General features: G+C 62.6%; 19 protein-coding genes. 16 read left to right on the top strand and 3 right to left on the bottom strand.

Features of this window, described 5'->3' with window-relative positions:
- Nucleotides 1-102: 102 nt before the first annotated feature.
- The gene (locus PQR40_RS02915) at nt 103-2,493 is read right to left on the bottom strand and encodes a flavin monoamine oxidase family protein (protein ID WP_408334370.1); all 2,391 of its coding nucleotides are present in this window, start codon (nt 2,491-2,493) and stop codon (nt 103-105) included.
- Nucleotides 2,494-2,593: 100 nt separating this feature from the next.
- Complete coding sequence (locus tag PQR40_RS02910) at nt 2,594-3,970, bottom strand: hypothetical protein (protein WP_408389588.1); 1,377 nt, start codon at nt 3,968-3,970, stop codon at nt 2,594-2,596.
- 635 nt (nt 3,971-4,605) lie between these two features.
- Here PQR40_RS02910 and PQR40_RS02905 point away from each other — a divergent pair.
- From PQR40_RS02905 to PQR40_RS02875, 7 genes are all read left to right on the top strand, one after another.
- Nucleotides 4,606-5,436, top strand: a complete 831-nt coding sequence (locus tag PQR40_RS02905) for a nitrilase family protein (RefSeq protein WP_408508388.1) — start codon at nt 4,606-4,608, stop codon at nt 5,434-5,436.
- A gap of 62 nt (nt 5,437-5,498) precedes the next feature.
- On the top strand, nt 5,499-6,668 hold the full coding sequence (locus PQR40_RS02900; protein ID WP_408224270.1) for a substrate-binding protein: 1,170 nt from the start codon (nt 5,499-5,501) through the stop codon (nt 6,666-6,668).
- A 75-nt stretch (nt 6,669-6,743) separates the two neighbouring features.
- Nucleotides 6,744-7,577 (top strand): branched-chain amino acid ABC transporter permease, encoded by an 834-nt coding sequence (locus PQR40_RS02895; RefSeq protein ID WP_408224267.1) that lies wholly within the window; start codon nt 6,744-6,746, stop codon nt 7,575-7,577.
- 97 nt (nt 7,578-7,674) lie between these two features.
- The gene (locus tag PQR40_RS02890) at nt 7,675-9,435 is read left to right on the top strand and encodes an ABC transporter permease subunit (RefSeq protein WP_408224623.1); all 1,761 of its coding nucleotides are present in this window, start codon (nt 7,675-7,677) and stop codon (nt 9,433-9,435) included.
- Nucleotides 9,432-10,139 carry a branched-chain amino acid ABC transporter ATP-binding protein gene (locus PQR40_RS02885; RefSeq protein ID WP_408224264.1) on the top strand — a complete coding sequence of 236 codons (708 nt, stop codon included), beginning with the start codon at nt 9,432-9,434 and terminating at the stop codon, nt 10,137-10,139. The genes PQR40_RS02890 and PQR40_RS02885 overlap by 4 nt, the downstream gene beginning before the upstream one ends.
- A 169-nt stretch (nt 10,140-10,308) precedes the next feature.
- Nucleotides 10,309-11,484 carry a transporter substrate-binding domain-containing protein gene (locus PQR40_RS02880; RefSeq protein ID WP_408224261.1) on the top strand — a complete coding sequence of 392 codons (1,176 nt, stop codon included), beginning with the start codon at nt 10,309-10,311 and terminating at the stop codon, nt 11,482-11,484.
- A complete protein-coding gene (locus PQR40_RS02875; protein WP_408224258.1) occupies nt 11,481-12,101 on the top strand; it encodes an ANTAR domain-containing response regulator in 621 nt (206 codons plus the stop codon). The genes PQR40_RS02880 and PQR40_RS02875 overlap by 4 nt, the downstream gene beginning before the upstream one ends.
- Nucleotides 12,102-12,652: 551 nt before the next feature.
- On the opposite strand, the gene PQR40_RS02870 is transcribed toward PQR40_RS02875, so the two are convergent.
- Nucleotides 12,653-13,750, bottom strand: a complete 1,098-nt coding sequence (locus PQR40_RS02870; protein WP_408389586.1) for a type IV pilus twitching motility protein PilT — start codon at nt 13,748-13,750, stop codon at nt 12,653-12,655.
- Between the two features lie 173 nt (nt 13,751-13,923).
- Between PQR40_RS02870 and PQR40_RS02865 the strand changes: the two genes are divergently transcribed.
- The 9 genes from PQR40_RS02865 (at nt 13,924) to pilM (ending at nt 23,489) form a co-directional block, all read left to right on the top strand.
- Nucleotides 13,924-15,063, top strand: coding sequence for a toxin co-regulated pilus biosynthesis Q family protein (locus PQR40_RS02865; RefSeq protein WP_408508387.1), 1,140 nt, complete (start codon nt 13,924-13,926; stop codon nt 15,061-15,063).
- Nucleotides 15,063-16,754 carry a PilN family type IVB pilus formation outer membrane protein gene (gene pilN, locus PQR40_RS02860; RefSeq protein WP_408224249.1) on the top strand — a complete coding sequence of 564 codons (1,692 nt, stop codon included), beginning with the start codon at nt 15,063-15,065 and terminating at the stop codon, nt 16,752-16,754. The genes PQR40_RS02865 and pilN overlap by 1 nt, the downstream gene beginning before the upstream one ends.
- A 28-nt stretch (nt 16,755-16,782) precedes the next feature.
- Nucleotides 16,783-18,060, top strand: coding sequence for a type 4b pilus protein PilO2 (gene pilO2 / locus PQR40_RS02855; protein WP_408224246.1), 1,278 nt, complete (start codon nt 16,783-16,785; stop codon nt 18,058-18,060).
- Nucleotides 18,050-18,670 (top strand): type IV pilus biogenesis protein PilP, encoded by a 621-nt coding sequence (pilP, locus tag PQR40_RS02850; protein ID WP_408224243.1) that lies wholly within the window; start codon nt 18,050-18,052, stop codon nt 18,668-18,670. Before pilO2 ends, pilP begins: the two co-directional genes overlap by 11 nt.
- 10 nt (nt 18,671-18,680) lie before the next feature.
- The gene (locus tag PQR40_RS02845) at nt 18,681-20,333 is read left to right on the top strand and encodes a GspE/PulE family protein (protein ID WP_408224240.1); all 1,653 of its coding nucleotides are present in this window, start codon (nt 18,681-18,683) and stop codon (nt 20,331-20,333) included.
- Nucleotides 20,323-21,399, top strand: coding sequence for a type II secretion system F family protein (locus PQR40_RS02840; protein ID WP_408334355.1), 1,077 nt, complete (start codon nt 20,323-20,325; stop codon nt 21,397-21,399). The genes PQR40_RS02845 and PQR40_RS02840 overlap by 11 nt, the downstream gene beginning before the upstream one ends.
- Before the next feature lie 68 nt (nt 21,400-21,467).
- Nucleotides 21,468-22,007, top strand: coding sequence for a type 4 pilus major pilin (locus PQR40_RS02835; RefSeq protein ID WP_408334352.1), 540 nt, complete (start codon nt 21,468-21,470; stop codon nt 22,005-22,007).
- The gene (locus tag PQR40_RS02830; protein WP_408224231.1) at nt 22,008-23,006 is read left to right on the top strand and encodes an ATPase, T2SS/T4P/T4SS family; all 999 of its coding nucleotides are present in this window, start codon (nt 22,008-22,010) and stop codon (nt 23,004-23,006) included.
- Nucleotides 23,007-23,489 carry a type IV pilus biogenesis protein PilM gene (pilM, locus tag PQR40_RS02825; RefSeq protein ID WP_408224228.1) on the top strand — a complete coding sequence of 161 codons (483 nt, stop codon included), beginning with the start codon at nt 23,007-23,009 and terminating at the stop codon, nt 23,487-23,489. It begins immediately after the preceding gene.
- Nucleotides 23,490-23,526 lie beyond the last annotated feature (37 nt).

Here is a 23,526-nt window from a genome sequence, read left to right as displayed (position 1 = left end):
AACGATAAAAAAGGCCGGTACAAATCGATGTACCGGCCTTGTCTCTGTCAGCAGGACAAATGCCGCCGCGCGCTGTGCAACGGACGCGGCAGCCGTGCCCGATCAGAGGAGCTTCTGCGCAAGCGGAGAGTTCGCAGGAAGAATGGCCCCGCGCCGCCTAGCCATGGCCTGGAATGCATTGATGCTGGCAGCGATGGCGCCGCTCGCGAAGCCGGCCTCGTAGGTCGTCATTTCGTTGACGAAGTACGGCTCGTCTCTCGGCTTGAGCGTTTGACCGTACAGAACGCGCGAGTTGGCAAGATCGCCCGGGCCGTCCATCTTGAACGCACCGTTTTTTTCGCTCCAGTGCGTGTAGTCGGTCCGGTCACGATAGTTCGTGATCACCGTGGCAAGGGCGCCCAGCTCTGCCTTGTCCGTAGGGTTGGTCGCGTCCTTTTGCGCTTGTTCCAGATCTTTTAGCAACAGGTCGATCTGCTCGTCCTTCGACATGCCTTCAACCTTCTTCGCGTTTTCGCCGAGCGTATAGCTCAGGTAGATCACCGCGTTCTTGCCCACTTCGGCCGGTGGCTGCAGATAAAGTTGCTGGAACAGCGCGGTCGTTTGAACATTCTTCGGCAACATGCCTGGATGGAAGTCCGCTGCCGGCACCGTCATCGTCATCTTCGTTGCACCGACGATGTTGGCGCGCTTGAGCGCCGTCGCGATCTCCGGCGACACGAGCCGCGGCTTGCCTTCAACTTCCTCCGTCAGCCCGAGTTTGACAGCGACGCCAGGAGGGGCCGCGAAGAACAGCTCGTCGAACTTATGCTCCTGCTCGCCATCCGGGCCCTGCGCCTTGACGACGTACTGACCATCGACCTTGTCGACCCCGGTGGCGCGCGTGTTGAGCTGGATAGCCCCGAGTTCGCCGAGTGACTTCCCGCCTTGCGGGATTTCAGCGACCATGCGGCGCAGCGGCTCGTCGGCACCCTTGACGAGCAACTGGTGTCCTTCGAGGCGCTGGTCGACGAGGAAGCGGAACTCCTCGAGGAAACCGGTGTTGAAGTAACCCTTGTAGCCGCCGACGCCAATACCGACCGCACCGAATTTTTCCCAATGTTCGTCAGTCCATTCGTGGCCGTTTTCCTTGAGCAGCAGCTTCACACCGGTCTCGAACGTGTGCCCGTCGAACTTTTCTTTCGCCGCCTGGGAGAGCATGAGGAACCGTGGCACATTGCCTGCGTCGCGTGCGTCGCGCAACGGCTGCGTCAGCGACCCGATCGCGTGGTTGAAATCGTCCCTGACCTTCCGAAGCACCTCGCTGTCGGGTTCTCTGCCGGGTTCCATCCTGAGGACGTCGTTACCGACCAGGAGCGTCGCGCCGACCTGGCTCGGGTTCACGAAATCAATGTGCTCCAGTTCGAATTTCTCCACGAGATGCCAGTAGAGGTTGCCGTGCGTGGTATGGAATCGCATGCCGCCCGGGTGCGTTTCCGTTGGGCTCTTGGTGCCGTCCTCGAGGTCGCGCCGATGCGTTGCGAGCCGGCCGCCAATATGATCTTCGGCCTCGAGCACGGTCACCTTGATGCCGGCGTGATTGGCAAGCGTCGCGATCGTGAGGCCTGCGGGTCCGCCGGCTATCACGCCGATCGATTTGGGCTTGTTGGAGCCTTCCGGAAACCTCACGAGATTCCAGCCGTGCTTCTCCATGAGACCCGTGTAATCGAACAGGTGGTCCATCGGCAGTGTCATGCGCATGTCTGCGGTGTCGCTCTTGACCTGGGCCTTGCGCGCGGCATCGGTGCCGGCCAGGCCGAAAGTCGCAGCCAGGCCGACTTGTTGCCCTGGGTCGCACGCTTTGAGCAGATCCGTCACGTCGTCTGCCGCCATGTGCGCGGCTGTATGCTCGAGCCACCGCTTGCCGTTCGCCTTGCTGGTGATCGTGGGGCCGACCTTGTTGAGCACGTCGCTCATTTCCGCCAGCGAGAGACCGTGCCAGTGCACCGTGATTTCGCGATGTAACTGCTTTGCCTTATCGGTTCCTGCTGGCATCTCGGCCAGCGTCTTCAGGTTCATCAGGACACAATCCATTTTCCTGGTGCGGTCCGTGGCGGGCCAGGCGCCGATCACAGCGGGCGCATAGTGTCCGATCATTTGCGGAACCATCGCGGGCAGCGTGAGCCCGATCGTACTGAGCTTCGCCCGATAGGGTCGGCTCTTATTCTTGGCGTCCGTTAACTTGTCGAGCTTCGCCGTGTCGATCTCGCCCGGAATCAGGCTTGCTTCGGCGCTAGCCGCCGCGGTCCGACTTGCGCTGCCGGACGGCGCTGGGCGAACAGGTTGACGCGTGCCGCTGGAAGGCACCGTCAATGAAGATGACGGTACGTTGGCCGGGCGGGGCAGCCGCGAGCTCGCAGTCGTATTGCGGCGCGCCGAAGTGGTACTGGGTTCGGCGATCACCGGCAGGTCCGGATGATCGCCGCCAACGGTGCGATTGATATTGAGGTCAGACATGAAGAAGTATCCTTTTCGATTTCAAGGTAGTCAGGTAGATACGATGCCCCCAGAGACTGACAGTCTCGGGGGGCGCTCGTGAGTCACCTCGATGCTCCGCTCAACTTGCGTCGCCCAGATGCGCACTGGGTCTGGCGGTTCTGCTCCCGGGCGTTTCGAACGACGTTGCCGCCGCGGTCATCAAAGGTTCGGGGTGCGCTTCGGATCGTGACGATTCGCGGCGCGCTTCGGTTACAGCGACGTCGTGCCCGTCAGTGCTGTCTGCATCCGTGCGGTGTCCGGTCACTTCTTCGATCATCGCCGGCGTGTCGTATTCCCTGCGCGGGGCGCCTTTCGTGATCGCGTTGTCGCAGACCTCGAGCAGCTTGCCGAAAGCGAGGGTCGCGAGGACTTCCATGTACACAAGCGGCAAGGGCACGGCCGCCGCGAGTTTCGGATCGATCTCTCCTGCGGGGTGGTTCGGATTCTTGAACTTGTCGAGCGTGAATGCCGTCACGACAAGCGCGACCGAAATCAGCGATCCAGCATTGGCCGGCACGAGCACGGTCCTTGGCAGGCGTTCCCGCGTCGTCCAGAGCTCTCCCAATCCCTTGGTCATTGCATTGCCCGCTTCGCCGATTGACTTGAACCACCCTTTTTCATGGTTGCTCAGCCGATGTTCGAGGATATCGATGGGCTGATGCGCGATCAATTCGCCATGCGTCGGCGCCTCGAGGCCTCTACCGGCGTCTGCATGATTCTTGAACATGGTTTCGCTGACCGCCGTCGCGACGACGGGAATCAGGTCGGCAAACGCGAAACTCGCGGAATCGGCATAAACGTCGTTGAGAACCACCGCTTTCTGATTCAGGAGTTCACCCTTGCGCATCGCATTGAAAGCGGGGATCAACGTCGTCATTACGCGGGGGATCTGCCGGTACATTTCGGTAAGCACCTCCGGCGGCACGGCGTTCTTCCTGAAGTCGTCATAGCGCGACTGGACCGACAAGGGCAGGTGCTGCGTATCGAGCTGGCCGATGTAGTACTTCCTGAGCCCTTCCTCGAACGCCATCGTATTGACCGTCATGAACATCGTCGGGCCGCCGGTCGAATAGCCGGTCAACGGGAGTTCGAGATGCGGCGCAATGTAATTGGCCGCGAGCGGAAGCGTCGGCAGATAGCCGAGGCGCCCGAGCACCGGCGCAAATGTCTCGGCGAGCGACCTCGCAAAAAATCCCTCGAAGTCTTTACGCGTTGTAATGCCATGACTTTCGTACACTGGCGCTCGCTCGATCAGGCTGACGAGCACGTCGTCGGGCATCTTGTCGAAGGTCTTCGGGTAGAGAACCCGTCCCGCCGTGTGTGCGACCTGAATCGCGGATTCAGACACATTGGCGCCGGCGAGATGCCGGAGCCGGTTTTCGGCCGTGGGTGCGCCTGTCTCCGCTTCCTGCGCGTTGCGTGTCGCCAGCGACGCGTTTCGTCGGCGAAGCGCCACGCTTTGCTCCTGCACGGGGCGCCCCGAGGTGCTCGTGCGAGCTGGCGGCATGTCCCTGCCTGAGGAGCCCATCGGAGTGGAACGCAGCGGATTGCCGCGACTGGTTTCTCCACGCGTTTCCGTGATCGAATCGTTATCGTGAGGGAGATCTGCTGCTGGAGTACTGCTGTCGTTCGTGACGTGCGCCATCGCTATCCTCGTGGTTCGGGTCAGTTAATGACACGAGAATAGAATCCGGTACGCTGCGTTTTTGCCGGCTCCGCGAAGCAAGGACGCGACGCGCGAAGCGCGTGTACCCAGGAGGCGAGCGCTGCCATTTTCTACCGCCACGAATTACAGTTTGCTACCCGTTCACCATCCGTTTGTCGCCATCCAGCCTGGAAGAAGCCTCAATCTCTTCCCGCTAAAGCACTTGACATCCTGAATTTGGCTTCTTAAATTCGCGTCCACTGAGCCGTCATGTTGTCTGGCGGCTCCACGGCAACGATGCCGTGCCACATATGGAAGGCTATGCAGCCCCCTGACTTGCGTCCAACGCTGGTGAGGGGGCTTTTTGTTTTGGGAGACGAAAAGGGATGTTGCAGCACAACCCGAAAGAACCAGGCTTCAAAGGCCCCGTCGTTGCCTGCGTCCAGATGCAGCCGCAGGTCGGCGCGAAGCTCGATAACGTGGCGCGTGCGGTCCAGCACATCGAAACCGCGGCCTCACGAGGCGCCTCGCTGGTGGTGTTGCCCGAGCTGGCCAATACCGGTTACGTCTTTAAGGATCGCGAAGAGGTTTTTGCTCTGGCAGAAGGGTTGCCGGACGGAGAAACCGCGCAGACCTTTACCGAAACGGCGCAGCGCCTGGGCATTTATATTGTCGCCGGCATTGCCGAGCGGGCGGGCAGGCGTCTGTACAACTCGGCCATCCTGACCGGTCCTTCGGGGCACGTCGGCATATACCGGAAACTGCATCTCTGGAACAATGAACACCGCTTCTTCGAACCCGGTGACCGTGGCGTACCGGTTTTCGACACCCCGTTGGGACGCGTCGCGATTGTGATCTGCTATGACGGGTGGTTCCCCGAAACCTATCGGCTGGCGGCCGCGCAAGGTGCGGACATCGTGTGCGTGCCGACGAACTGGGTGCCGATGGCGGGACAGCCGGCCGATTGTCCTGCGATGGCCACGACCCTCACCATGGCCGCCGCGCACAGCAACGGCGTGATGATCGCCTGCGCCAACCGGATCGGGACCGAGCGCGGGCAACCGTTCGTCGGCCAGAGCCTGATTGTAGGAGGCAACGGGTGGCCTGTCGCAGGGCCTGCAAGCGTCGACCGCGAGGAAGTGCTGTACGCCGCGATCGATGTGCAGCGCACGCGCGCCGAGCGCACGCTCAACGCTTTCAATCACGTTCTGCGCGACCGGCGTGCCGACGTGTACGACCCAATGCTCGGCACCGGCTGGCCGTTGTCTCCCTGTTGAGATATTGGCGGGCGCCTGCATGCTCCTCAAAACACCACACGATCACCAAAAAAGGAAAAGTCATGACCCAGTTCGACAAGCAGTTTCTTGTTGCCGCGATCACGGCCATTGTGAGCGTTAGCACCTGTGTCAATGTGTTAGCCGCTGAGCCCATCAAGATCGGTGTTGCCGTCGGGTTGTCCGGCGCCAATAGCGTGGTTGCGCCGGCCGTGGTGCAGTCCTCGCAGCTTGCGGTGGACGAAATCAACGCCTCCGGGGGTATCCTGGGCCGACCGATCGAACTCGAAATCACCGACGACGCGTCCGGCGCGGTCGGTGCACAAAAGGCGTACGACACGCTGGTGTTTCAGAAGAACGTGGATGCCATCATTTCGATGGAAACCAGTGCTGCCCGCAACGCGGCGCTTCCGATCGTCGCGCGCGGCAAGAAGCCGTTTATCTATACTTCGTTCTACGAAGGCCGCTCATGCAGCCCGTGGATGTACGTGAACGGCTGGGTACCGGAGCAGCAGGTGGCGCCGGTGGTCGATTACTTCGCGAAGAGCAAGGGTGCCAAGACGTTCTATCTGGTCGGCAACGACTATGCTTTCGGTAGAGGCATGCTTGAGTTCACGAAAAAATATATCGCGCAGCATGGCGGCAAGGTCGTGGGCGAGGAATACCTGCCGATCGACGGCACCGACTGGACGCCGATTCTCTCCAAGATCCGCTCGGCGCATCCTGACGCACTGATCAGCGCGACGGCGGGCGGCGCGCCCAACGTATCGCTTGCCAAGCAGTTGAAGGGATCGGGACTCACACTGCCGTACGGCAACCTGGCCATTGACGAAGGCACGGCCCACAGCATGGGTGATGTTGCAACGGGCATCTATATGTCGGGCTCCTACCTGACGAGCATCAGCACGCCCGAGAACGAGAAATTCCTCGCCGCGTTGGACAAACGCTTCGGCAAGGATATGAAGACGCCGAACGAGTTGTCGGAGCCGCAATACGAAGCGTTCTACCTGTACAAGGCGGCCGTCGAGAAAGCCGGTTCCACAGATCCCGCCAAGGTAATCAAGGCACTGGGCCAGGTGTCGTTCGACGGCCCGCGCGGTCCGGTGACGATGGACAAGAGCCGGCATACGCCGCTCGCCATGCGCCTGGGCCAGATTCAGGCAGACGGCTCGGTGAAGATCCTGCAATCCTTTCCGGACGTAGACCCGGGCGAACAGTGCCCGAATATCAAGTAGGCTGGCTGAGGATGGCAGCATCCGCCTGAGCGCCGGGCCTCGCCTGCGTGAAGGCGGATGTGACAGGAGAAGACAATGGTTCTGGCATTGGATATTTTCACAACCGCGGCCGTACTGTTCATCGTGACCGCGGGATTGATGGTGATTTTCGGTGTGATGAAAATCGTCAATTTTGCCCATGGCGCCTTACTGACGATGGGCGCGTATGCGAGCTTCGTTGTGACGCAACTGAAGCTCAACCCATGGATCAGCCCGCTGCTCGCAGTCGTGGTCGGCACCGTGGTCGGCATGCTGGTCGAGCAGGTGATCGTGCGCCCGCTCTACAAACGCCCGCTCGACGCGATCCTCGCCACCTGGGGACTCGGCATCGTGATCGGGCAACTCATCGTGATGGCCTTTGGCCGCGAGGTCCAGTTCGTGGAAACGCCGCTCAAAGGAGCCGTCTCCATTGCGGGGACCGACTATTCGGCATATCGCCTGCTGCTGATTCCGGTTGCGCTCGGCTTGTGCGCGCTCATGACCGCGCTGCTCACGGGCACGCGCTTCGGCGTCAAGACGCGTGCCGTCATCATGAATGAGGACCTGGCGCGCGGGCTCGGCATTCATTCGGGCCGTATCCGCTTCATCACATTCAGTCTCGGCGCGGCTTTGGGTTCGCTTGCCGGCACGCTCGTTACGCCGTTGTCGAGCGTCGATCCCGACATGGGATTGCCCTGGCTGGTGAGCGCCTTCATGCTGGTGATGGTCTCGGGTTATTCGATGGTCAGTCTGCTGATCACCTGCTTCGTATTCGGCGCTTGCCAGGTTCTCGTCAGCACGTTCGTCAGCCCGGTCCTGGGTGGCCTGACTATCGCCGTGCTGGCGGCGCTCACATTGCGGATTCGTCCGAAGGGGTTCTCACATGGCTAAAATCAGCACGCCGCCGGACCGTGCGACCATGGGCAATCCGTCGTTTCGGGACGAACCGGTTTCCAACCGGCGCAAGCTGTCCGGACGCGGATCGTTGATGCTCGGCGGTTGCGTCGTCCTGCTGCTGGCGCTCGGTCCGTTGCTGTTCGGCACGTATCTGTTGAACATCCTGATCCAGGCATTCTTCTTTGCGATCGTCGCCGTGACGGTCGATATTCTCTGGGGATACACCGGCTATCTAACGTTCGGGCAATCGGCCTTCTTCGGTATCGGCGCATACGCGACGGGCCTCGTCTTCACGCACGGCGGCTTTTCCGCCGGTTATGCGGTGCTGGCGTTAGGCGCGGCGATCGCGGCGACGGCCGCGGTCGCGGCACTGCTCGGCTGGCTGTCTTTTTATCGCGGCGCCTCACCGTTCTTCGCGACCGTGATGTCGCTTGTGCTGCCGATCGTACTCAGCCAGCTCCTGCTCTCCGGCGGCGAATGGACCGGCTCGAGTTCGGGGCTGACCGGCTACGAGACGTTCGATCTGTCGCTCGGCACGTGGTACTGGATCGCCGGAGGCGCCTTGCTGCTCATCGCAACGCTTGCGTGGTTTTTCGTGCGCAGCGACGGTGGCCGGGTGCTGGCGGCGATTCGCGACAACGAGTCACGCTGTTCGTACCTCGGTATCAATACATCGCTGATCAAGATAGCGCTGCTGGTTGCGACGGCGATCGTCGCCGGCCTCGCGGGCTTCGGTTATGGCGCGTTTAGCGGCGTCGTCGCCCCGGAACTGACCGGCTTCGTGCTTGGTACGCAACTCATTATCTGGGTCGCGCTGGGCGGTCGCGGAACCCTGTGGGGACCGGTCATCGGTGCACTGCTGATCAACGTTGGAACGTCGTATCTCAGCGGCAGCATGCCGTTTGCGTGGCAGCTCATCCTGGGCGCCGCGTTCGTGGCCGTGATTGTCTTGCTGCCGCAAGGTCTGGTGCCGTTGCTGCTGAAGCCATTGCGCCACCTGGCGGGCCAGGGCGCCGAACCCGAACTGGTGGAGCGGGCTGTCCGGATGGGGCACACGCAGGACGCCTCGAAGCCGGCGCTGGCGATGACCGGTGTGGCCAGACATTTCGGCAGTCTCAAGGTGTTGCAGGGCATCGACCTGAACGCCGACGCCGGCGAACTGGTTGGCCTGATTGGTCCGAACGGCGCGGGCAAGACGACGCTGATGCGCTGCATGAGTGACGGCGCGGAACGCTCGGCGGGTTCGGTGTTGCTGTGCGGTAACGATATCCGGCAACTGCCGCCAGACCGATGCGTGCATTTCGGACTGGGGCGCAAGTTCCAGAACGCGAACATCTTCGACACGCTGACCGTGGCCGAATGTCTACGCATCGCGGGCACGATCATCGAACGGCCGTCGCTGTTGCGGCGTGCGCCGACGCTTGCGTTACCGCCGTATGCACTCGAGGTGATTCGGACCACGGGCCTCGACCAGAAGCTGAGTGCGGTGGCAAAGGATCTTTCGCACGGCGAACAGCAGGCGCTGGAACTGGCGATGGTGCTCGGCCTGGAGCCGCGCATCGTGCTGCTCGACGAACCGACTGCGGGATTGACCAAGACGGAGCGCACGCAGATCGGAAACGTGCTGGCGGCACTGGCTCACCAGTATCAGCTTTGTTGCGTGCTGGTCGAGCACGACCTCGATTTCGTCGCCGAGATTGCGACCCGCATTGTGGTGCTGCATCAGGGCCGCATCGTGATGCAAGGCAACTTCGACGAAGTGGTGAATTCGGAACTGGTCAGAACTATTTACGCCGGAACCGCGCAGAGCGCGGGATCTGATGGCGGCACCATCCGTCAGGAGGCGTCATGAGCGAGATTGCTTTGGATCTGCAGGACGTCACCAGCGGATACAAGACCTCGGTGGTACTTCGCAAGCTGTCGTTGACCGTGGCGAGCGGCGAGGCTGTCGCCTTGCTGGGCAAGAACGGCATGGGCAAGACCACCTTGGTCAAGACGATCATGGGTTATCTGCCGAAGAAAAGCGGTGCGATTCGTGCGATCGGGCAAGATATCACCCGTCTGGCGCCGCATCGGATCGCGCAAGCAGGGATCGCCTATGCGCCTCAGGAGCATGCGCTGTTTCAGGATCTCAGCGTTCGTGACAACCTGTGCCTGGGACTTGCCAAGGCGTCGGTTTTCGACGAACGCTTTGCCGGGATTGAACCGGTTTTTCCGGTGTTCAAGAGCCGGTTGAGACAATTCGCCGGCACGCTCTCGGGCGGCGAGCAGAAGATGCTGCTGGTGGCCCGTGCGCTCATGATGCGTCCGTCGATTATCCTGCTGGATGAAATCACCGAAGGCCTGCAGCCCTCGGTGATCGACCGGCTGGCCGAAGCACTCCTTTGGGAACGCAAGCGTCACGGCACCACGCTTCTGTTGATCGAGCAGAACGTGCCGTTCGCATTGAAGGTTGCCGATCGTTATGCGGTCCTGAAGCAGGGCGAAATCATCGATCACGGCAATGCGAAAGACGCTGGCGCCGCGGGTACAATTTTCGAACACCTTCGCGTTTGACTCCTCCCTATAAGTGGGACGTGGTGAACTCGAATGCACTTTTCAATGCTGCGAAACGGATCGATCAGCGGGATTCAAGTACGATTGTCGTCTTGTAACGCGGCAGCAGGACAAGACGGCGTCGCCATGATCCGGTGGCGGCCTCCAGGACAAGGGATGGAGCAACACCATGACGAGCAGTAGTGCGTACGACGATCCGGCGTTGCGCGCGGGCGATGGCTGGCGCATTGGCGTGCTGTACTCGCGAACCGGCGTGACCGCGGCAACCGAATCCGAACATTTCTTCGGCACCGCCCTTGCAATCGAAGAGATCAACGCGGCGGGGGGCGTCAACGGGCGTCTGCTCGAACCGGTCGCTTATGATCCGAAGAGCGACCCTGACGAATATCGGCGGCTCGCCACACGCCTGTTGCAGGAAGACGACGCGACGGTGATCTTCGGCTGTTCGACCTCATCGAGCCGCAAGGCGGTGTTGCCGGTGATCGAACGAAACAACGCCTTGCTGTGGTACTGCTCGATCTACGAGGGCTTTGAGTATTCGCCGAACGTGATCTATACCGGGGCGGTGCCCAACCAGAACAGCATGCAACTGGCCGCCTATCTGCTGCGTAATCACGGCCGCCGTTTCTTTCTGGTCGGCGCCGACTATATCTATCCGCGCGAATCGAACCGGATCATGCGCGATATGGTCGAGGAGCATGGCGGCGAGATTATCGACGAAGTCTATTTGCCGAGCGATGCCGATCCCGCCGCACTGCAGGAAGTGGTGAAGCAGATCAGGGCGATCGAACCCGATGTAGTGTTCTCCACGCTGATTGGCCGCGGTGCGCGTGCGTTCTATCAGTTGTACCGCGAACACGGCATCGACCCCGCGCGCATCCCGATTGCCAGCCTGACCATGACAGAAGGCGAGACGCGCATGATCGGCACGCAACTGTGCGGCGGCCATATCGTCTCTGCAAGCTATGTCAATTCTCTGAGCAACGAGAGCAACCGGCGTTTCCTGAAATCGTGGCACGCACGCTTCGGCCCGCAACCGGCCAGCATGTGGTCTGAGATGGCGTACAACCAGGTGCATCTGTTCGCACTCGCGCTGGCACGCACCGGGAGTCTGGACACCGCTAAAATAGTCGAGGCGGCCTGTGATGTTGAGTTTGATTCTCCAGAAGGTCTACTGAAAATCGACCCCGATAACAACCATGCCGTCCTGACTCCACGCATCGCCATTTGCCGGCCAGACGGTGTGTTCGACGTGGTGTGGGAAGGTCGCAGTCCGATCAAGCCGGACCCGTATCTGACTTCCTATGGTTTCGCGGAGTTCTGGCTGGATGGAGAACGGCCATGAGTACGGGCGCGCGCCGGCTGTTTGACGATCTGCGCACGCTGCGCGTGGTCGTGATCCATCCGCCCGGAGACGACCGCCGCGTCCTCGAGGAACAGTTGCGCCGGATCGGTTGCCCGGTTCGCGTCCTCTGGCCGTTTCCTTCGCAACTGCCGGTGGATGTCGACGTGATTTTCTTTCTGGTGGGGCAGGAACTTCGAAGCGCTGGCAACTGGTGTGCGGCCGATACCGAAGCAACGTTGATCGCGCTGTCCGATTACGAAAATCCTACGGCCCTGAAAATGCTCGTCGATAGCCAGGCGCACGGCGTGATCACCAAGCCCTATCGTTCCAACGGCATTCTCAGCACGCTGATGCTGGCGCGCGCATCGTCTGGCTACCAGCAACGGCTGCACCACAAGATCGGCAAGCTTGAAGAGGCGTTCAAGGCACGACGCCATATCGAGAAGGCAAGCCGCATCCTGATGGAGGCGCATCGGCTCAGCGAGAACGATGCGTACGAACACATGCGTTCACGCGCCACGAGCCTGCGGGTCACCGTGGGCGAAATCGCGACGATGGTGATCGATGCACATGAAGCAATGGACAAGCTCGGCTTGGTGAAAGCCCCTGGCCCATGAACGCATGTCGAGATGCGGCAGCAAGCCGCCGATCACGACCACGTAGTCGAATTGGCGGACTTCGGGGAAGGCCGCCTGCACTGAAACCGTCACCCCGCAACTGGCTGCGACGATTTCGTTCTGGACGCCAATAATCTTCTACGCGCAGCGCGTCGTGCGAGAGCAGTAAGCTCGTTGCAATGATTGTGACGGTATTGTCCTGATCGCATAGCGGGCGAATGATATGGGCTGCTATGCGAAATCCCAAAGTATGAGTCGCTGATGCGGCGAACTGCTCATGCTGGTGGCCCGCTTGCTTCAAGCGGATTGACGACGTGTGCACGGCGGCGCTTTATTGCGTCCATGCATTCCCTATCGCGCCGATTCTCCGGCTAACTCTCCCGATCTGTTGCACTCGCCAGCCTGCGCTGTCACACGTCGAATGACGCATGCATGCATGCGTTCGCCGCGTCAATGTCGTTGCTGGCCGGTGCCTGGCGATTCGTTTAGGCGTCAACCGTAACAGATTGTCAAAAACTCGAGGCCTGCAATATTTGCAGGAGAAAATGGCTTCAACGAGTGGCGGACGACTGCAGCAGTTCATGCAGCTCCATGCGGTTATAGGCGGCGCGAAGCGCGTCGCGGGCGGTGATGGAATCTTTGGTCACGAGCTGACTGAGATTTTCGTTCAGCGAGCGTGACATGTTGTCTTCCTTGCGCCGGACAAAGTCTGCGAGGAAATGGATTTTGGCAGGGTCGACCAGAAGTTTGCTGACCTGCTGGTTGTGGTTGAAAAGGAGTTCGCTGGCCAGCACGAGCTGTGCGCCATCTTCGCTCGGAACGAGGCTCTGGCAGATCACGCCGATCAGCGAATTCGCGAGCGATGCGGCATGGCGGTCGCGCTGCTCGGGCGGAAAGAAGGACAGCAGACGGGTCAGCGTGTTGAGCGCGCTGCTGGTGTGCATGCTAGCGAAAACCAGGTGTCCCGATTCGCCGGCCTGGAGCACGGCTTCGGCGGTTTCCTGGTCGCGGATCTCGCCGACCATGATGACGTCGGGGCGCTCGCGTAGCACTTCGCGCATGCCTGCAGAAAAGCTCCGCGTGTCGGTCGGCACTTCGCGCTGCGAAATGATGGCCTGGTGTGCTTCCAATGCGTATTCGATGGGTTGTTCGATCGTGACGATGTGGCAGTTGCGCGTATGGTTGATGTGATCGAGCAGCGACGCCATCGTGGTCGTTTTTCCGGAACCGGTGGGGCCGGTCACGAGCACGATGCCTTTGTTGCTCTCGAGCATCGTCTTGATGTAAGCGGGCAGGCCGAGCTTGTCGAGCGACAGTGGTTCGAGTGGCAGGCGGCGGATCGAGATGACCGTTTTCCGGCCGCCCGAGACGCGGTAAACGTGGCAGCGCAGACGGCAGCGGGTCAGGACGAACGGCCTGTCGAGCGCGCCTTCCTGAAGCCGGTCGCGCCAGTCGTCGTCGATCGCTGCGAGCAGCGGTTCCATCTCCTCGATCATGGCCGGACCGCCGTCCGCTTCGATCCAGCCGCGTGGCGTCTTGATCATGATGGGCCGGTCCTGCTCGATGTGCAGGTCGGTAAAGAAGCGGCGCTGATCGACGAGGTCGAGTATCTCGCGAGTCAGATCACGGAGTTGGCTGGGATTTTTCACGGTTGTGTCGTCGGGTAAGGATGGAGTGCTGCAATCGTCTCAGGCCAGTAGTCGATTGTCCAGCGCAGAGGCAACGAGGTCGGCGAACGATGCTAAAGAATCGGCGCACGACTGGCGGTGAAAACATGGTTGGCGCTATCAGACGCCACGAACGAATACGAGGAAGGTCGCAGATGCGCACGGTCATTACATGCATGGTGACACTGTTGGTGCTGGGCGGCGGATGGTCGAGCTGCGCGTGCGCAACTGCGATGCCGGACGCCCAGCACGATGGACAGGTGACCCTGACCGGCGAGGCGCGTGAAAGTCCGCGCGTGACGACGAGCGGCACCAACATGCCGTTGCGTAATGCGCTGCGTCTCGTCGTACCGATCGATTACAGCATCAATCTCCCGAACGCAGGTGTGTGGGCCGCGACGCCGGTGAGCTGGGGGGCTGGCCATTCGCTGGTGCAGACGCTGCGCGACATGCTGGCTGGACATCCGGAACTGGCGGCCCAGGTCGATACAGATTTTCAACTGGTGACGGTGCGTTACCGGCAGCCGTTTGGCACCGACACGGTTGGCACGCTGCCGCCAGCCTGGAATTCGGTGACTCCTTCCGCATCGGCTTCCAACTCGGAAGCGGGCGGTGCCGCCGTGGTCGGCGGTCCGCTGGCCACCAACGTGAGCGCTGCGCCGCTCGGCGATACCGCCGGCGCGGCAGCGCAGCCCGCAGCTAAAGCGGCGCACTCACCGGCTTCGCGCGCCGGTGCCCAGAGCGCGACCGCGGCTCGCACGGATAACAGCACCGCGAGTCCGACGCCCGCCCAACCACGCATCACCTCGAAAGATTTTGCCGCAGGCGTTGCCGGACCGTCCGCCGGAACCGGCACGGCGACCCAGGCGGATCGCTACGCCGATGCGGCGTCGTCGACTGCTGCGGCCGCCCACGGCTCGACCTCCCGTGCAGGCACGCCGTCCGCTACCGCACGTGGCGCCGTACCCGCGCTGGCTGCTACCGTGCCGAGTGCATCGAGTGCATCGAGTGCACCGGCTGTGCCGCCTCCACCGCCGCTGCCTACGTGGCGCATCGAACTGTCGGATCGCACCGTGCGGGCCGCGTTGACGCGCTGGGCACAGCAGGCCGGATGGCAGTTGATCTGGGAAGCGCCGGTGGATTTCAGCGTCGACGCTCCCGCAGTCGTCACGGGCACCTTCGATCAGGCGCTGCAGTCGGTGGTCGCGGCGCTTGCGAGTTCCAACGCGCCCGTGCAGGCGATTCTGTATCGCGGCAACAAAGTACTCCGTATTGTTGAGAAAGGGGCAGGCTGATGCGCAACACCATTTCAATGTTTGCACTCTCCGTGCTGCTGCTGGCGGGTTGCACCGGTCTGTCTCAGCGTTTGTCCGATTCGGTCGATCACGACAATGCGGAATCGAAGCAGACGCTCGACGCCGCCCGCGAGGGCAATGCGCATCCTGCCACATCGACCGATGGCGTGATCGTCAAGGACGGACTGTGGTTGTCCGGCACCGCGATCAAGCTGGATCGCGAAAGTGTGCTGCCGGCGGTGTTCTCGCAGCCGGCCACCTTCGACAGCGAGGTGAATTCGCTGCCGGAGTTTGCCGAGCACATCTCGCGGCTCACTCACATTCCCACCCGCGTGTCGCCCAATGCGCTCGCCAATTCGCGCACGACGGGCGGCGGTGCGGCGCAGAGCGTGCCGGTGCTTGGCGCCGTGCAACCGCCGCTGCCGACCTTGCCGGGCCTCTCGAGCACCGCCTCGTCGCGCGGCATCGCCGCGACTGAAGGCTTGCCGACGCCCACGCACATTTCATACCGCAACGGCGATCTGCGCGGTCTGCTCGATGCCGCGGCGACCCGTTTCGGCGTGTCGTGGAAGCTCGCGGGCGGCGCCATCGTGTTCTTCTTTACCGACACGCGCACCTTCCAGGTCAGTGCGATTCCCGGCGATGCGAAGCTCAATGCGACCGTGACGAGCGGCGCGACCAACGACAGTTCCGGCAGCGGCGGTTCGGGCGGCGGTTCCTCCAGCGGTTCGGGCGGCTCGGGTACAGGCAGCACGCCGACCGTCACGTCCAACAACACGGCGAACACCGTCGTCAATTCGCAGTTGTCGGTCTTCGACAGTCTGCATGCGTCGATTCAGGCGATGCTGTCGCGCTATGGCAGCGTGGTGTCGTCACCGGCCACCGGCTCGATTACCGTGACCGATACGCCGGATGTACTCGACAGCGTCGCCGCCTTCATGGACGAGCAAAACCGCTCGCTGTCCAAGCAGGTGTTGATCAACGTGACGGTGCTGTCGGTCCAACTGTCCGCGGACGACAGCTACGGCATCAACTGGAGCGCGGTCTACCAGGCGCTCGGCACGAAGTTCTCGCTCGCCAGCACCTTTGCGACGACGGCAACCAATCCGGTTTCGCTTGCCGCCCAGGTGATTACGCCGAACAGCCGCGCTTCGGGAACCACTGCGATGATCAGCGCGCTGTCCGAGCAAGGCAAGGTGCGCCGCAAGACCTCGGCGTCGGTCACCACGCTCAACGACCAGCCGGTGCCGGTTCAGGTTGCGTCGGAGCAGGGCTATCTCGCCTCGGTGTCGACCACCAACACCGCCAATGTCGGCTCCGAAACGGCACTGACGCCGGGCACCATCACGACCGGCTTCAACATGACCTTGCTGCCGCATGTGCTCGACAACGGGACGGTGCTGCTGCAGTTCTATACGAACATCTCGTCGCTGCTGTCGCTACAGACCGTGTCGAGCGGCGGCCAGGAGATCCAGACGCCGAACGTGAATACGCGCAACTTCCTGCAGCGCGTCTCGATGAAGTCCGGCGAGACACTGGTGCTGAGCGGCTACGAAGGCACCGACGACGACCTCACCAAGCAGGGCGTGGGCAAACCGGATAACTACGCCTTTGGCGGTGGCTATCAGGGCACGCACGACCGGGAGGTGATCGTCATCCTGATCACGCCCGTGATGATGAACGGTGCTTGAGCGAAACGAGCGAACTGGACACCGCGCCATGGCTACCCATATCGTTCAGATCGAGCGGCAGCGTTTCATTTGCGGGCTGTTCTGGCAGTCGCTGTCGCGGCGGCACGAATTGCAGAAAGAGGCCGTCGAACTCGCGAAGAAGCTGAACTTCGACCTGATGGTGCTGCGTGCCGATCGCGGCGTCGCCGCGGTCGGCTTCACCAGCGCGCGCGAAGGCGCGCAAGCGGGCCTCGCCTCGCTCGGCGTGATAGTTTCGAAGGCGGTCGCGCAGCAAGGCGCTTTCTACGAAGGTCGTCAGCAATCGGCACCCAATTGGCTCGGCGCATTCAAATTGCCGGACGGCCGCTGGGCATACTTCGCCGTACGCGACGGCGCGTTTCTGCCGAATGGCGACTGGATCGGCACCAGCGACGAAGTGTTCGAGCGCCTGAATTCCGACTACGGCCTGGGTGGCTGGAACGCGGTGATCGGCGACAGCGAAATCGAGGCGATGGGGTTTCACAACTTCTATCCCCGCCGCATCGAAGACATGCTTGGCAAGCGGCATGGCCGCCTGCGCGTCCCGAACTGGGCCCGGCTGCGCCCGGTGACGCGGCGCGTGTCGCCGCGCCTCGCAGCGGCGGCGGCGGGCGTTGCCGTCGCGTTGCTCGGCGGGGCCCTGTGGGTGCAGCACTACCGCGCTATGTTGGCCGCGCAGCAGGAGCATCAACTGGAGCTTGCGCGGGCGCTGTTGCAGCGTACGCAGCAGAAGGACCAGAACCTGCATCCATGGGCCACGCTGCCGCTACCCGCACAATTCGCGCGGGCCTGCCTGCAGCATTTCACCGAACTGGCGCCGGGCGGCTGGCAGCTCGAACGCTATACCTGTCAACCGACCGGCGTCGACTACCAATGGTCGCGCAACGGTTCGGCGGTTTCGCTGCTGCTGGAACGCGTCCCGCTCGCGCAGCTCGATCGTAGCGGCGATTACGCGTCGCTGACGCGGCCCTTCCCGATGGGCGCGGTTGCCGACGACACACTGCTGCCGGGCAAGACCGTGAACACGCGACTGTTCTCGCGTTTCCAGACCCTCGACGTGCCGCTGACGCTGACGCCGGTCGTGTATACGCCCGGCAGCGCCATGACGCCGGTGGGCGCAAAGAAACCGCCGCCGCCGCCGTGGCGGCAATGGCGTCTGCAAGCGAATTTCGGCGGGTTGTCGCCGGACCAGCTTGCTTCCTATCTGAACGAAGCCGGCGTGCGGTTCGTGAAATTGACCTATCAAGCGGGCGCGTGGTCCGTCGAGGGAGTCGTCTATGCAAACTAATTTCTCCTGGCCCCATGGGGCGGCGCTGGTCGCCGCGCTGACGTGGGTTGTCTGCGCACACGCGGCCGAGCCGGTCGCGATCGCGAATCCGCCGCCGTCGGCTGAAGCACCAAATGGCGCGTGGATGCCGAACGCGGCGGCGGAACTGACTCGCCTGCAGGAGCAGACAGTCCTGCTGAAGGCCGAGATCAAGAAGCTCGATGCACAAGCCGAAGTCGCACAACGCACAGCTGCGCTAACCCGGCTTGGCAGCGCTGGCTCGGTGGACGCAGGTTCCGATGCCGTGCGGGTGGTGGCGATCGAAGGCCTCGGGCACCGTTTCTCCGCGACGCTGCAGAGTACCGATGGCGCGCAGTTCGATGTCAGCGCGGGCGATGTGCTGCCCAACGGGCTGCACATCGTGTCGATTGCCTCGAACGAGGTGGTCGGCCGCTGGAGCAGCGGACAAACGCTTCGCCTGATGCCGGTGCTGGCTTCGCGCAGCGGCGCGGTGCTCAACCCCGGCGTGACTTCGGGGAGCGGCTCGAACGCCGCACTGGGCACGGCAGGGGGCGCGCCGGTCGCCAACGGCGTGCCAGGGTTGCCGCCCGGTTATCCGCGGTCTCAATAGGAGTGTTGCCATGAACCCCTCTTCATTGAGCGCGCGAGCCTTGTCCGCGGCCGCGGCAAAACTGGCAAAGGCAGCGGGCGACGTCGGTCTTGCGCATCCGTTGTCGGGCGACGGTCCGTGGGCCGCCAGCGTCGAGGAGCGCAAGCTGCTCTGTCTGCTCGACGACGGCCGGCTGCTGATCGCCGAAGGCCACGAGATGAATCCGTATGTGCTGTCGTATCGGGCCCGTCTGGATCGCTTGAAGTTCGGCCACCAGCCGTGCCCGGTCAGTCTCGACGTTGTGCATCGCGCGTACGAGGGCATGCGTCGGGACGGCACCGGTGAGCGCGTCGACCACACCGCAATGCAGGTGCTGGCAAAAGAACTGATTGCGCAGGCCTGCCGCGAACGCGCATCGGACATCCATATCCGCATCAAACGCCATAGCACGGAAATTCTGTTTCGCATCCACAACGAGCTGGTGCGTGTCAGCGAACAGACCCGAGAACAGGGCGCGCGGCTTCTGGCCACGCTGTATTCGGCGATGGCGAGCGTGTCCGACAACACGTATAAGCCTAGCGAGCGCCAGGACGCCAGCATTGGCGATCGCGACAAGCTGCCCGAGCAACTGTTCGGCGTGCGTATCGCCACGGCGCCGACCAGTGTCGGCAACATCATGGTGATGCGGCTGCTCTACAACGATGCGGGCGAAACCACTGATCTGCAACGGCTCGGTTTTTCCGGCTCGCAAGCGGCGGAGGTGGACGAACTGCAACGCCTGCCGCATGGGATGAACATCATCAGCGGACCGACCGGCTCCGGCAAATCGACCACGCTGCAGCGCGTGCTGCTCGGCCAGATCGCCGAGTGCAACGGCAGCATCAACGTGATCACGGTGGAGGATCCGGTCGAGTATCCGATCGCCGGCGCGGTGCAAACACCGGTGACCAATGCGGCCACCGAAGAAGCGCGCTCGCTCGCGTTTGCCGCGGCGATCTCCAATGCGATGCGACTCGACCCCGACACGATCATGATCGGCGAAGTGCGTGACCGGGCCTCGGCGCAAAGCGCGTTGCGCGCGTCGATGACCGGTCACCAGGTGTGGACGACGGTGCATGCGAACGGCGCGCTCTCGATCGTCGACCGGCTGATCGACCTCGGGCTGCCGCTGCGCATGGTGACCGACGAGACGGTCGTGACGGGGCTGATCAGCCAGCGGCTCGTCAAGCTGCTGTGCCCGCATTGCAAACAACCCCTTACCAGTATCGCCAACGAATGCGAGCCAGCGCTGATCGCCCGGGTGCGCCGCGCGGTCGGCGCGGCTTTCGAAAACGTCTTCGCCCAAGGCCCGGGTTGTCCGCATTGCGTGGGGCGTGGCACGACGGGCCGCACGGTGGTCGCCGAGGTCGTGCATACCGACGCGCAGTTTTTCGCGCTGCTGCGCGACGGTAACAAGGCGGCGGCTACCGCGTACTGGCTCGATCAACTGGGTGGCAGCACGCTGGTCGAACATGCGATCGAGAAAGTCGCCGCGGGGCTGGTCGACCCGCGCGGCGCCGAGCGCATCGTCGGGCCGCTGATGGCGCGCAGCGAACCGGTGCGGCTGCGCCCGGTGGACACCGTCGAGGCGCCGGGCAACGATCTGAGGAGCGGCAATGGCATGGGCGGGGACTATGGGTCTTGATTTGAATCGTCGCTGGGCCAAGCTGAATGCCGGTCCGCAACAGCGTCTACGACTTTACCGCAAGATCGAGAAGATGCTCTCGAACGGTCTGCCGCTGTTGAAGGTTCTCGAGGAACTCGAACTGCGCGCATCGCGCGACGGCCGTCAGCCGAACCAGCCCGAAGCGATTCTGCTTGGCGAGTGGCGCCGGGTCGTGCAAAACGGCGGCGCGCTGGCCGAGGGGATGGAAGGATGGGTGCCGAACGCGGAGCAGATGATCGTGATGGCCGGCGAACAGTCGGGCCGCACCGAAGTGGCGCTGCGCGCGGTGACCGGCATCGTCATGTCGGGACGCAGGATCCGCAATGCGGTGATCGGCGGTCTGGCCTATCCGATCGCATTGTTCGCGATGACGCTGGCTTATCTGTATCTGTTCGGCACACGGCTGATTCCCCAGTTCGCCGCGATCGAAGATCCGGAACGCTGGCACGGTGCGGCGCGGATGCTTTACCTGATGTCGCAGTTCGTCCAGCACTGGATGGTGCAGTGTGTGCTCGTGCTGGTCGCGTTCGCTGCCTTGTTGATCTATTCGCTGCCGCGCTGGCGCGGCCGGGCGCGCAATTGGCTCGACGATTTTCCGCCTTATTCGATCTACCGGCTGATGGTGGGCGCCAGTTTTCTGACCGCATTCGCGTCGATGCAGACGGCGGGTTTCACGGTCGAAAAGTCGCTCACGCGATTGTCCGGCAATGCGAAGCCGTGGCTGCGCGAACGAATCGAAGACATGCTGTTCGGCGTGAAGTCGGGCTTAAATGTCGGTGAGGCAATGCGGAATGCCGGCTATCACTTTCCGTCGCGGGAAATCGTCGAAGATCTCTGCGTGTATGCGCAATACAAAGGGTTCGGCGAGGCGTTGAAAACAATCGCGGACGAATGGGTCGAAACAGGGGTGGAGAGGGTTTCGGTGCAGATGCGCTTGCTAAATGGCATGGCGATTCTTTTACTCGCATCTTTATTGGGGTTGCTGATTACCGGCTTCTTCGGGATTCAGCAGGAGATCGCGGCGATGGCCCGATCGCTGCATTGACAGGTGTGCATGTTCAACGCTTTGGGGGTGTCGAAATGAAAGATGTGGACGGTGTAGAAAAGGCCGTTATGAAACCGACGCGGGCTCGCTGGCGCAGTAGTGCGGCTACCCGGCAACGGGGTGCGTCTCTGCTCGAAGCGATCGCGTATCTCGGGATTGCGGCACTGGTGGTGATCGGTGCAATTGCATTGCTTACCAGTGCGTTCAGTAGTGCGAACACGAATGCGGTGAGCGAGCAGATCAGTGCGATTCAGACCGGTGTGAAGAAGCTGTACTCCGGGCAGAACGCTAGCTACAGCGGCCTCACAAACCCGGTGCTGGCGAGTGCGGGGGTGTTTCCGGCAAGCTTCTCTCCGGCCTCGGACGGCACGGTGACAAATACGTGGAACGGTACCGTGACGGTGGCCGTGGCGAGCTCGCCCGACGAGTTCACGATCACGTACACGGATGTGCCGCAAAACGTATGCGTCAATGCGGTGTCCGCGGGCGGGAGCTGGATGGCGATCTCGGTCAATGGCACGGCGCTTACGTTGCCGGCTACCCCGGCCGATGCATCGACGAATTGCTCGAGCACCAGTGCCAACACGATCGTCTGGACCTCGACCTGAATGGACCTGGACGGTGCGATGACCTACGACACCAATACGCTGTTGCACCGCTTCGACTTCTCGTACCTCTACCTGGGTCACGCAAGCATCGGCGACCGCTTTTCGGATGGACCCGGTTCGGCAGTGTATCCCGTGCCGGAGCATCCGCGGCTGCAAAACGAGCTGTATCGACTGAAGATGGCCTGTCGTGACGCGCAGCGGGGTACGCCGGTGTTCAAGGTCGAATGCGAAGGCGTGTCCTATCGCGTGTCGACGATGGACTCCGCGGAGGGCGAAGTTTTCGTGCTGCGCCGGCTCGACAATACCGTCGCGTCGCTGGCCGAACTCGGCGTGCCGCTCGCGTATGCGAGGCGGCTGATGTGTGCGGACCTGTCGGGCCTGCTGATCGTATCGGGCGCGGCGAAAGCGGGCAAGACGACCACCGCCGGCGCCTTGGTGCGCGAGCAGTTGTTCACGCACGGCGGCATCGGGCTGACGTCCGAGAACCCGATCGAACTGCCGCTCGAAGGTCGGCACGGCGACGGCATCTGTTTCCAGACCGCGGCCTGCGCGGACGCCGTGGCCGGGCTGCGCTCGATGCTGAGCTGGGGTGCGCGGATGATCTTCGTCGGCGCGATGGACGAGCCCGCGTTGGCGCTGGAAATGTTGCTGGCGGGACGCGACGGTCATCTGCTCGTCACCACCATGCGGGCCGAAGATATCAGCGCGGTGGTGGGACGGCTTCATGCACTCGTCTCGCAATCGCTGGATGTGGCGAGCGTGCAGGCACTGATAGCCGATGGTCTCGCAGGCGTGCTGCACCAGCGACTCGCGACGGGTATCGGTTCAACGGGTTCGACGCGCAAGCTGGAGACGCAGCTGTTCATGCTGCGTGATGGGGAGACGGCGCGCCATCACGTGCGGCAGGGTCACTACAGCGAACTGGCATTCGAGATACGCCAGCAAATGAGATCGATGATCCATTCCGACGCGCTGGCCGAGCGACTGGGGCGGACGTAAATGACAGCGCTCTGGATGGTGTTCGCGATCGCATGCATCACCGGGGTCTATGCGTTGGTGGATGCGAATTACATGCAGGCGACGCCGACGATGGTGAATGTCACCACCGCGCAGAGCATGAGCGCGTACCGGCAGGCGCTGGTCGCCTATGCGCTTGCCAATCCGACGTTCGTGGGCGCGGTGTCGGCGGCGGCGCTGCAACCGTATCTGAGTGCCGGTACGACAAGCGGATCGTGGTTGAACTATGTGGTGCCGAATACCTCGTCGGCGGGCAGTCTGGTCGTCGTCTACACGACCTCGGCTAGCGCCGCGGCGGCGCTCACCGGCATCGAGCAGTTGTCCGGCGGTTCGGCGCTGGCCGGGGTCGCGTTGAACGGCACCGTGCTGTCGCCGGGTAATCCGGCGGTGCCGCTACCCACGGCGATCGCGGCCGTGGTCCCGAACGGCACGCCGGTCTGGATGGCGCAGGCGTATCAGCCCTGAGCCATGCGAGTTTGCAGACGGTAACCCAGTCGACCCA

This window comes from Paraburkholderia sediminicola (assembly GCF_046026855.1).
Taxonomy (GTDB): Bacteria; Pseudomonadota; Gammaproteobacteria; order Burkholderiales; family Burkholderiaceae; genus Paraburkholderia; species Paraburkholderia sediminicola_A.
The sequence above is the reverse complement of the archived record's forward strand: the minus strand, read 5'-3'. Positions and strand labels throughout refer to the sequence as shown.

What these genes read in the sequence shown, in the direction of transcription:
- PQR40_RS02915 (WP_408334370.1), bottom strand. Translation starts at nt 2,493, where the DNA reads ATGTCTGACCTCAATATCAATCGCACCGTTGGCGGCGATCATCCGGAC.
- PQR40_RS02905 (WP_408508388.1), top strand. Translation starts at nt 4,606, where the DNA reads ATGCAGCCGCAGGTCGGCGCGAAGCTCGATAACGTGGCGCGTGCGGTC.
- PQR40_RS02900 (WP_408224270.1), top strand. Translation starts at nt 5,499, where the DNA reads ATGACCCAGTTCGACAAGCAGTTTCTTGTTGCCGCGATCACGGCCATT.
- PQR40_RS02895 (WP_408224267.1), top strand. Translation starts at nt 6,744, where the DNA reads ATGGTTCTGGCATTGGATATTTTCACAACCGCGGCCGTACTGTTCATC.
- PQR40_RS02890 (WP_408224623.1), top strand. Translation starts at nt 7,675, where the DNA reads ATGCTCGGCGGTTGCGTCGTCCTGCTGCTGGCGCTCGGTCCGTTGCTG.
- PQR40_RS02885 (WP_408224264.1), top strand. Translation starts at nt 9,432, where the DNA reads ATGAGCGAGATTGCTTTGGATCTGCAGGACGTCACCAGCGGATACAAG.
- PQR40_RS02880 (WP_408224261.1), top strand. Translation starts at nt 10,309, where the DNA reads ATGACGAGCAGTAGTGCGTACGACGATCCGGCGTTGCGCGCGGGCGAT.
- PQR40_RS02875 (WP_408224258.1), top strand. Translation starts at nt 11,481, where the DNA reads ATGAGTACGGGCGCGCGCCGGCTGTTTGACGATCTGCGCACGCTGCGC.
- PQR40_RS02865 (WP_408508387.1), top strand. Translation starts at nt 13,924, where the DNA reads ATGCGCACGGTCATTACATGCATGGTGACACTGTTGGTGCTGGGCGGC.
- pilN (WP_408224249.1), top strand. Translation starts at nt 15,063, where the DNA reads ATGCGCAACACCATTTCAATGTTTGCACTCTCCGTGCTGCTGCTGGCG.
- pilO2 (WP_408224246.1), top strand. Translation starts at nt 16,783, where the DNA reads ATGGCTACCCATATCGTTCAGATCGAGCGGCAGCGTTTCATTTGCGGG.
- pilP (WP_408224243.1), top strand. Translation starts at nt 18,050, where the DNA reads ATGCAAACTAATTTCTCCTGGCCCCATGGGGCGGCGCTGGTCGCCGCG.
- PQR40_RS02845 (WP_408224240.1), top strand. Translation starts at nt 18,681, where the DNA reads ATGAACCCCTCTTCATTGAGCGCGCGAGCCTTGTCCGCGGCCGCGGCA.
- PQR40_RS02840 (WP_408334355.1), top strand. Translation starts at nt 20,323, where the DNA reads ATGGGTCTTGATTTGAATCGTCGCTGGGCCAAGCTGAATGCCGGTCCG.
- PQR40_RS02835 (WP_408334352.1), top strand. Translation starts at nt 21,468, where the DNA reads ATGAAACCGACGCGGGCTCGCTGGCGCAGTAGTGCGGCTACCCGGCAA.
- PQR40_RS02830 (WP_408224231.1), top strand. Translation starts at nt 22,008, where the DNA reads ATGGACCTGGACGGTGCGATGACCTACGACACCAATACGCTGTTGCAC.
- pilM (WP_408224228.1), top strand. Translation starts at nt 23,007, where the DNA reads ATGACAGCGCTCTGGATGGTGTTCGCGATCGCATGCATCACCGGGGTC.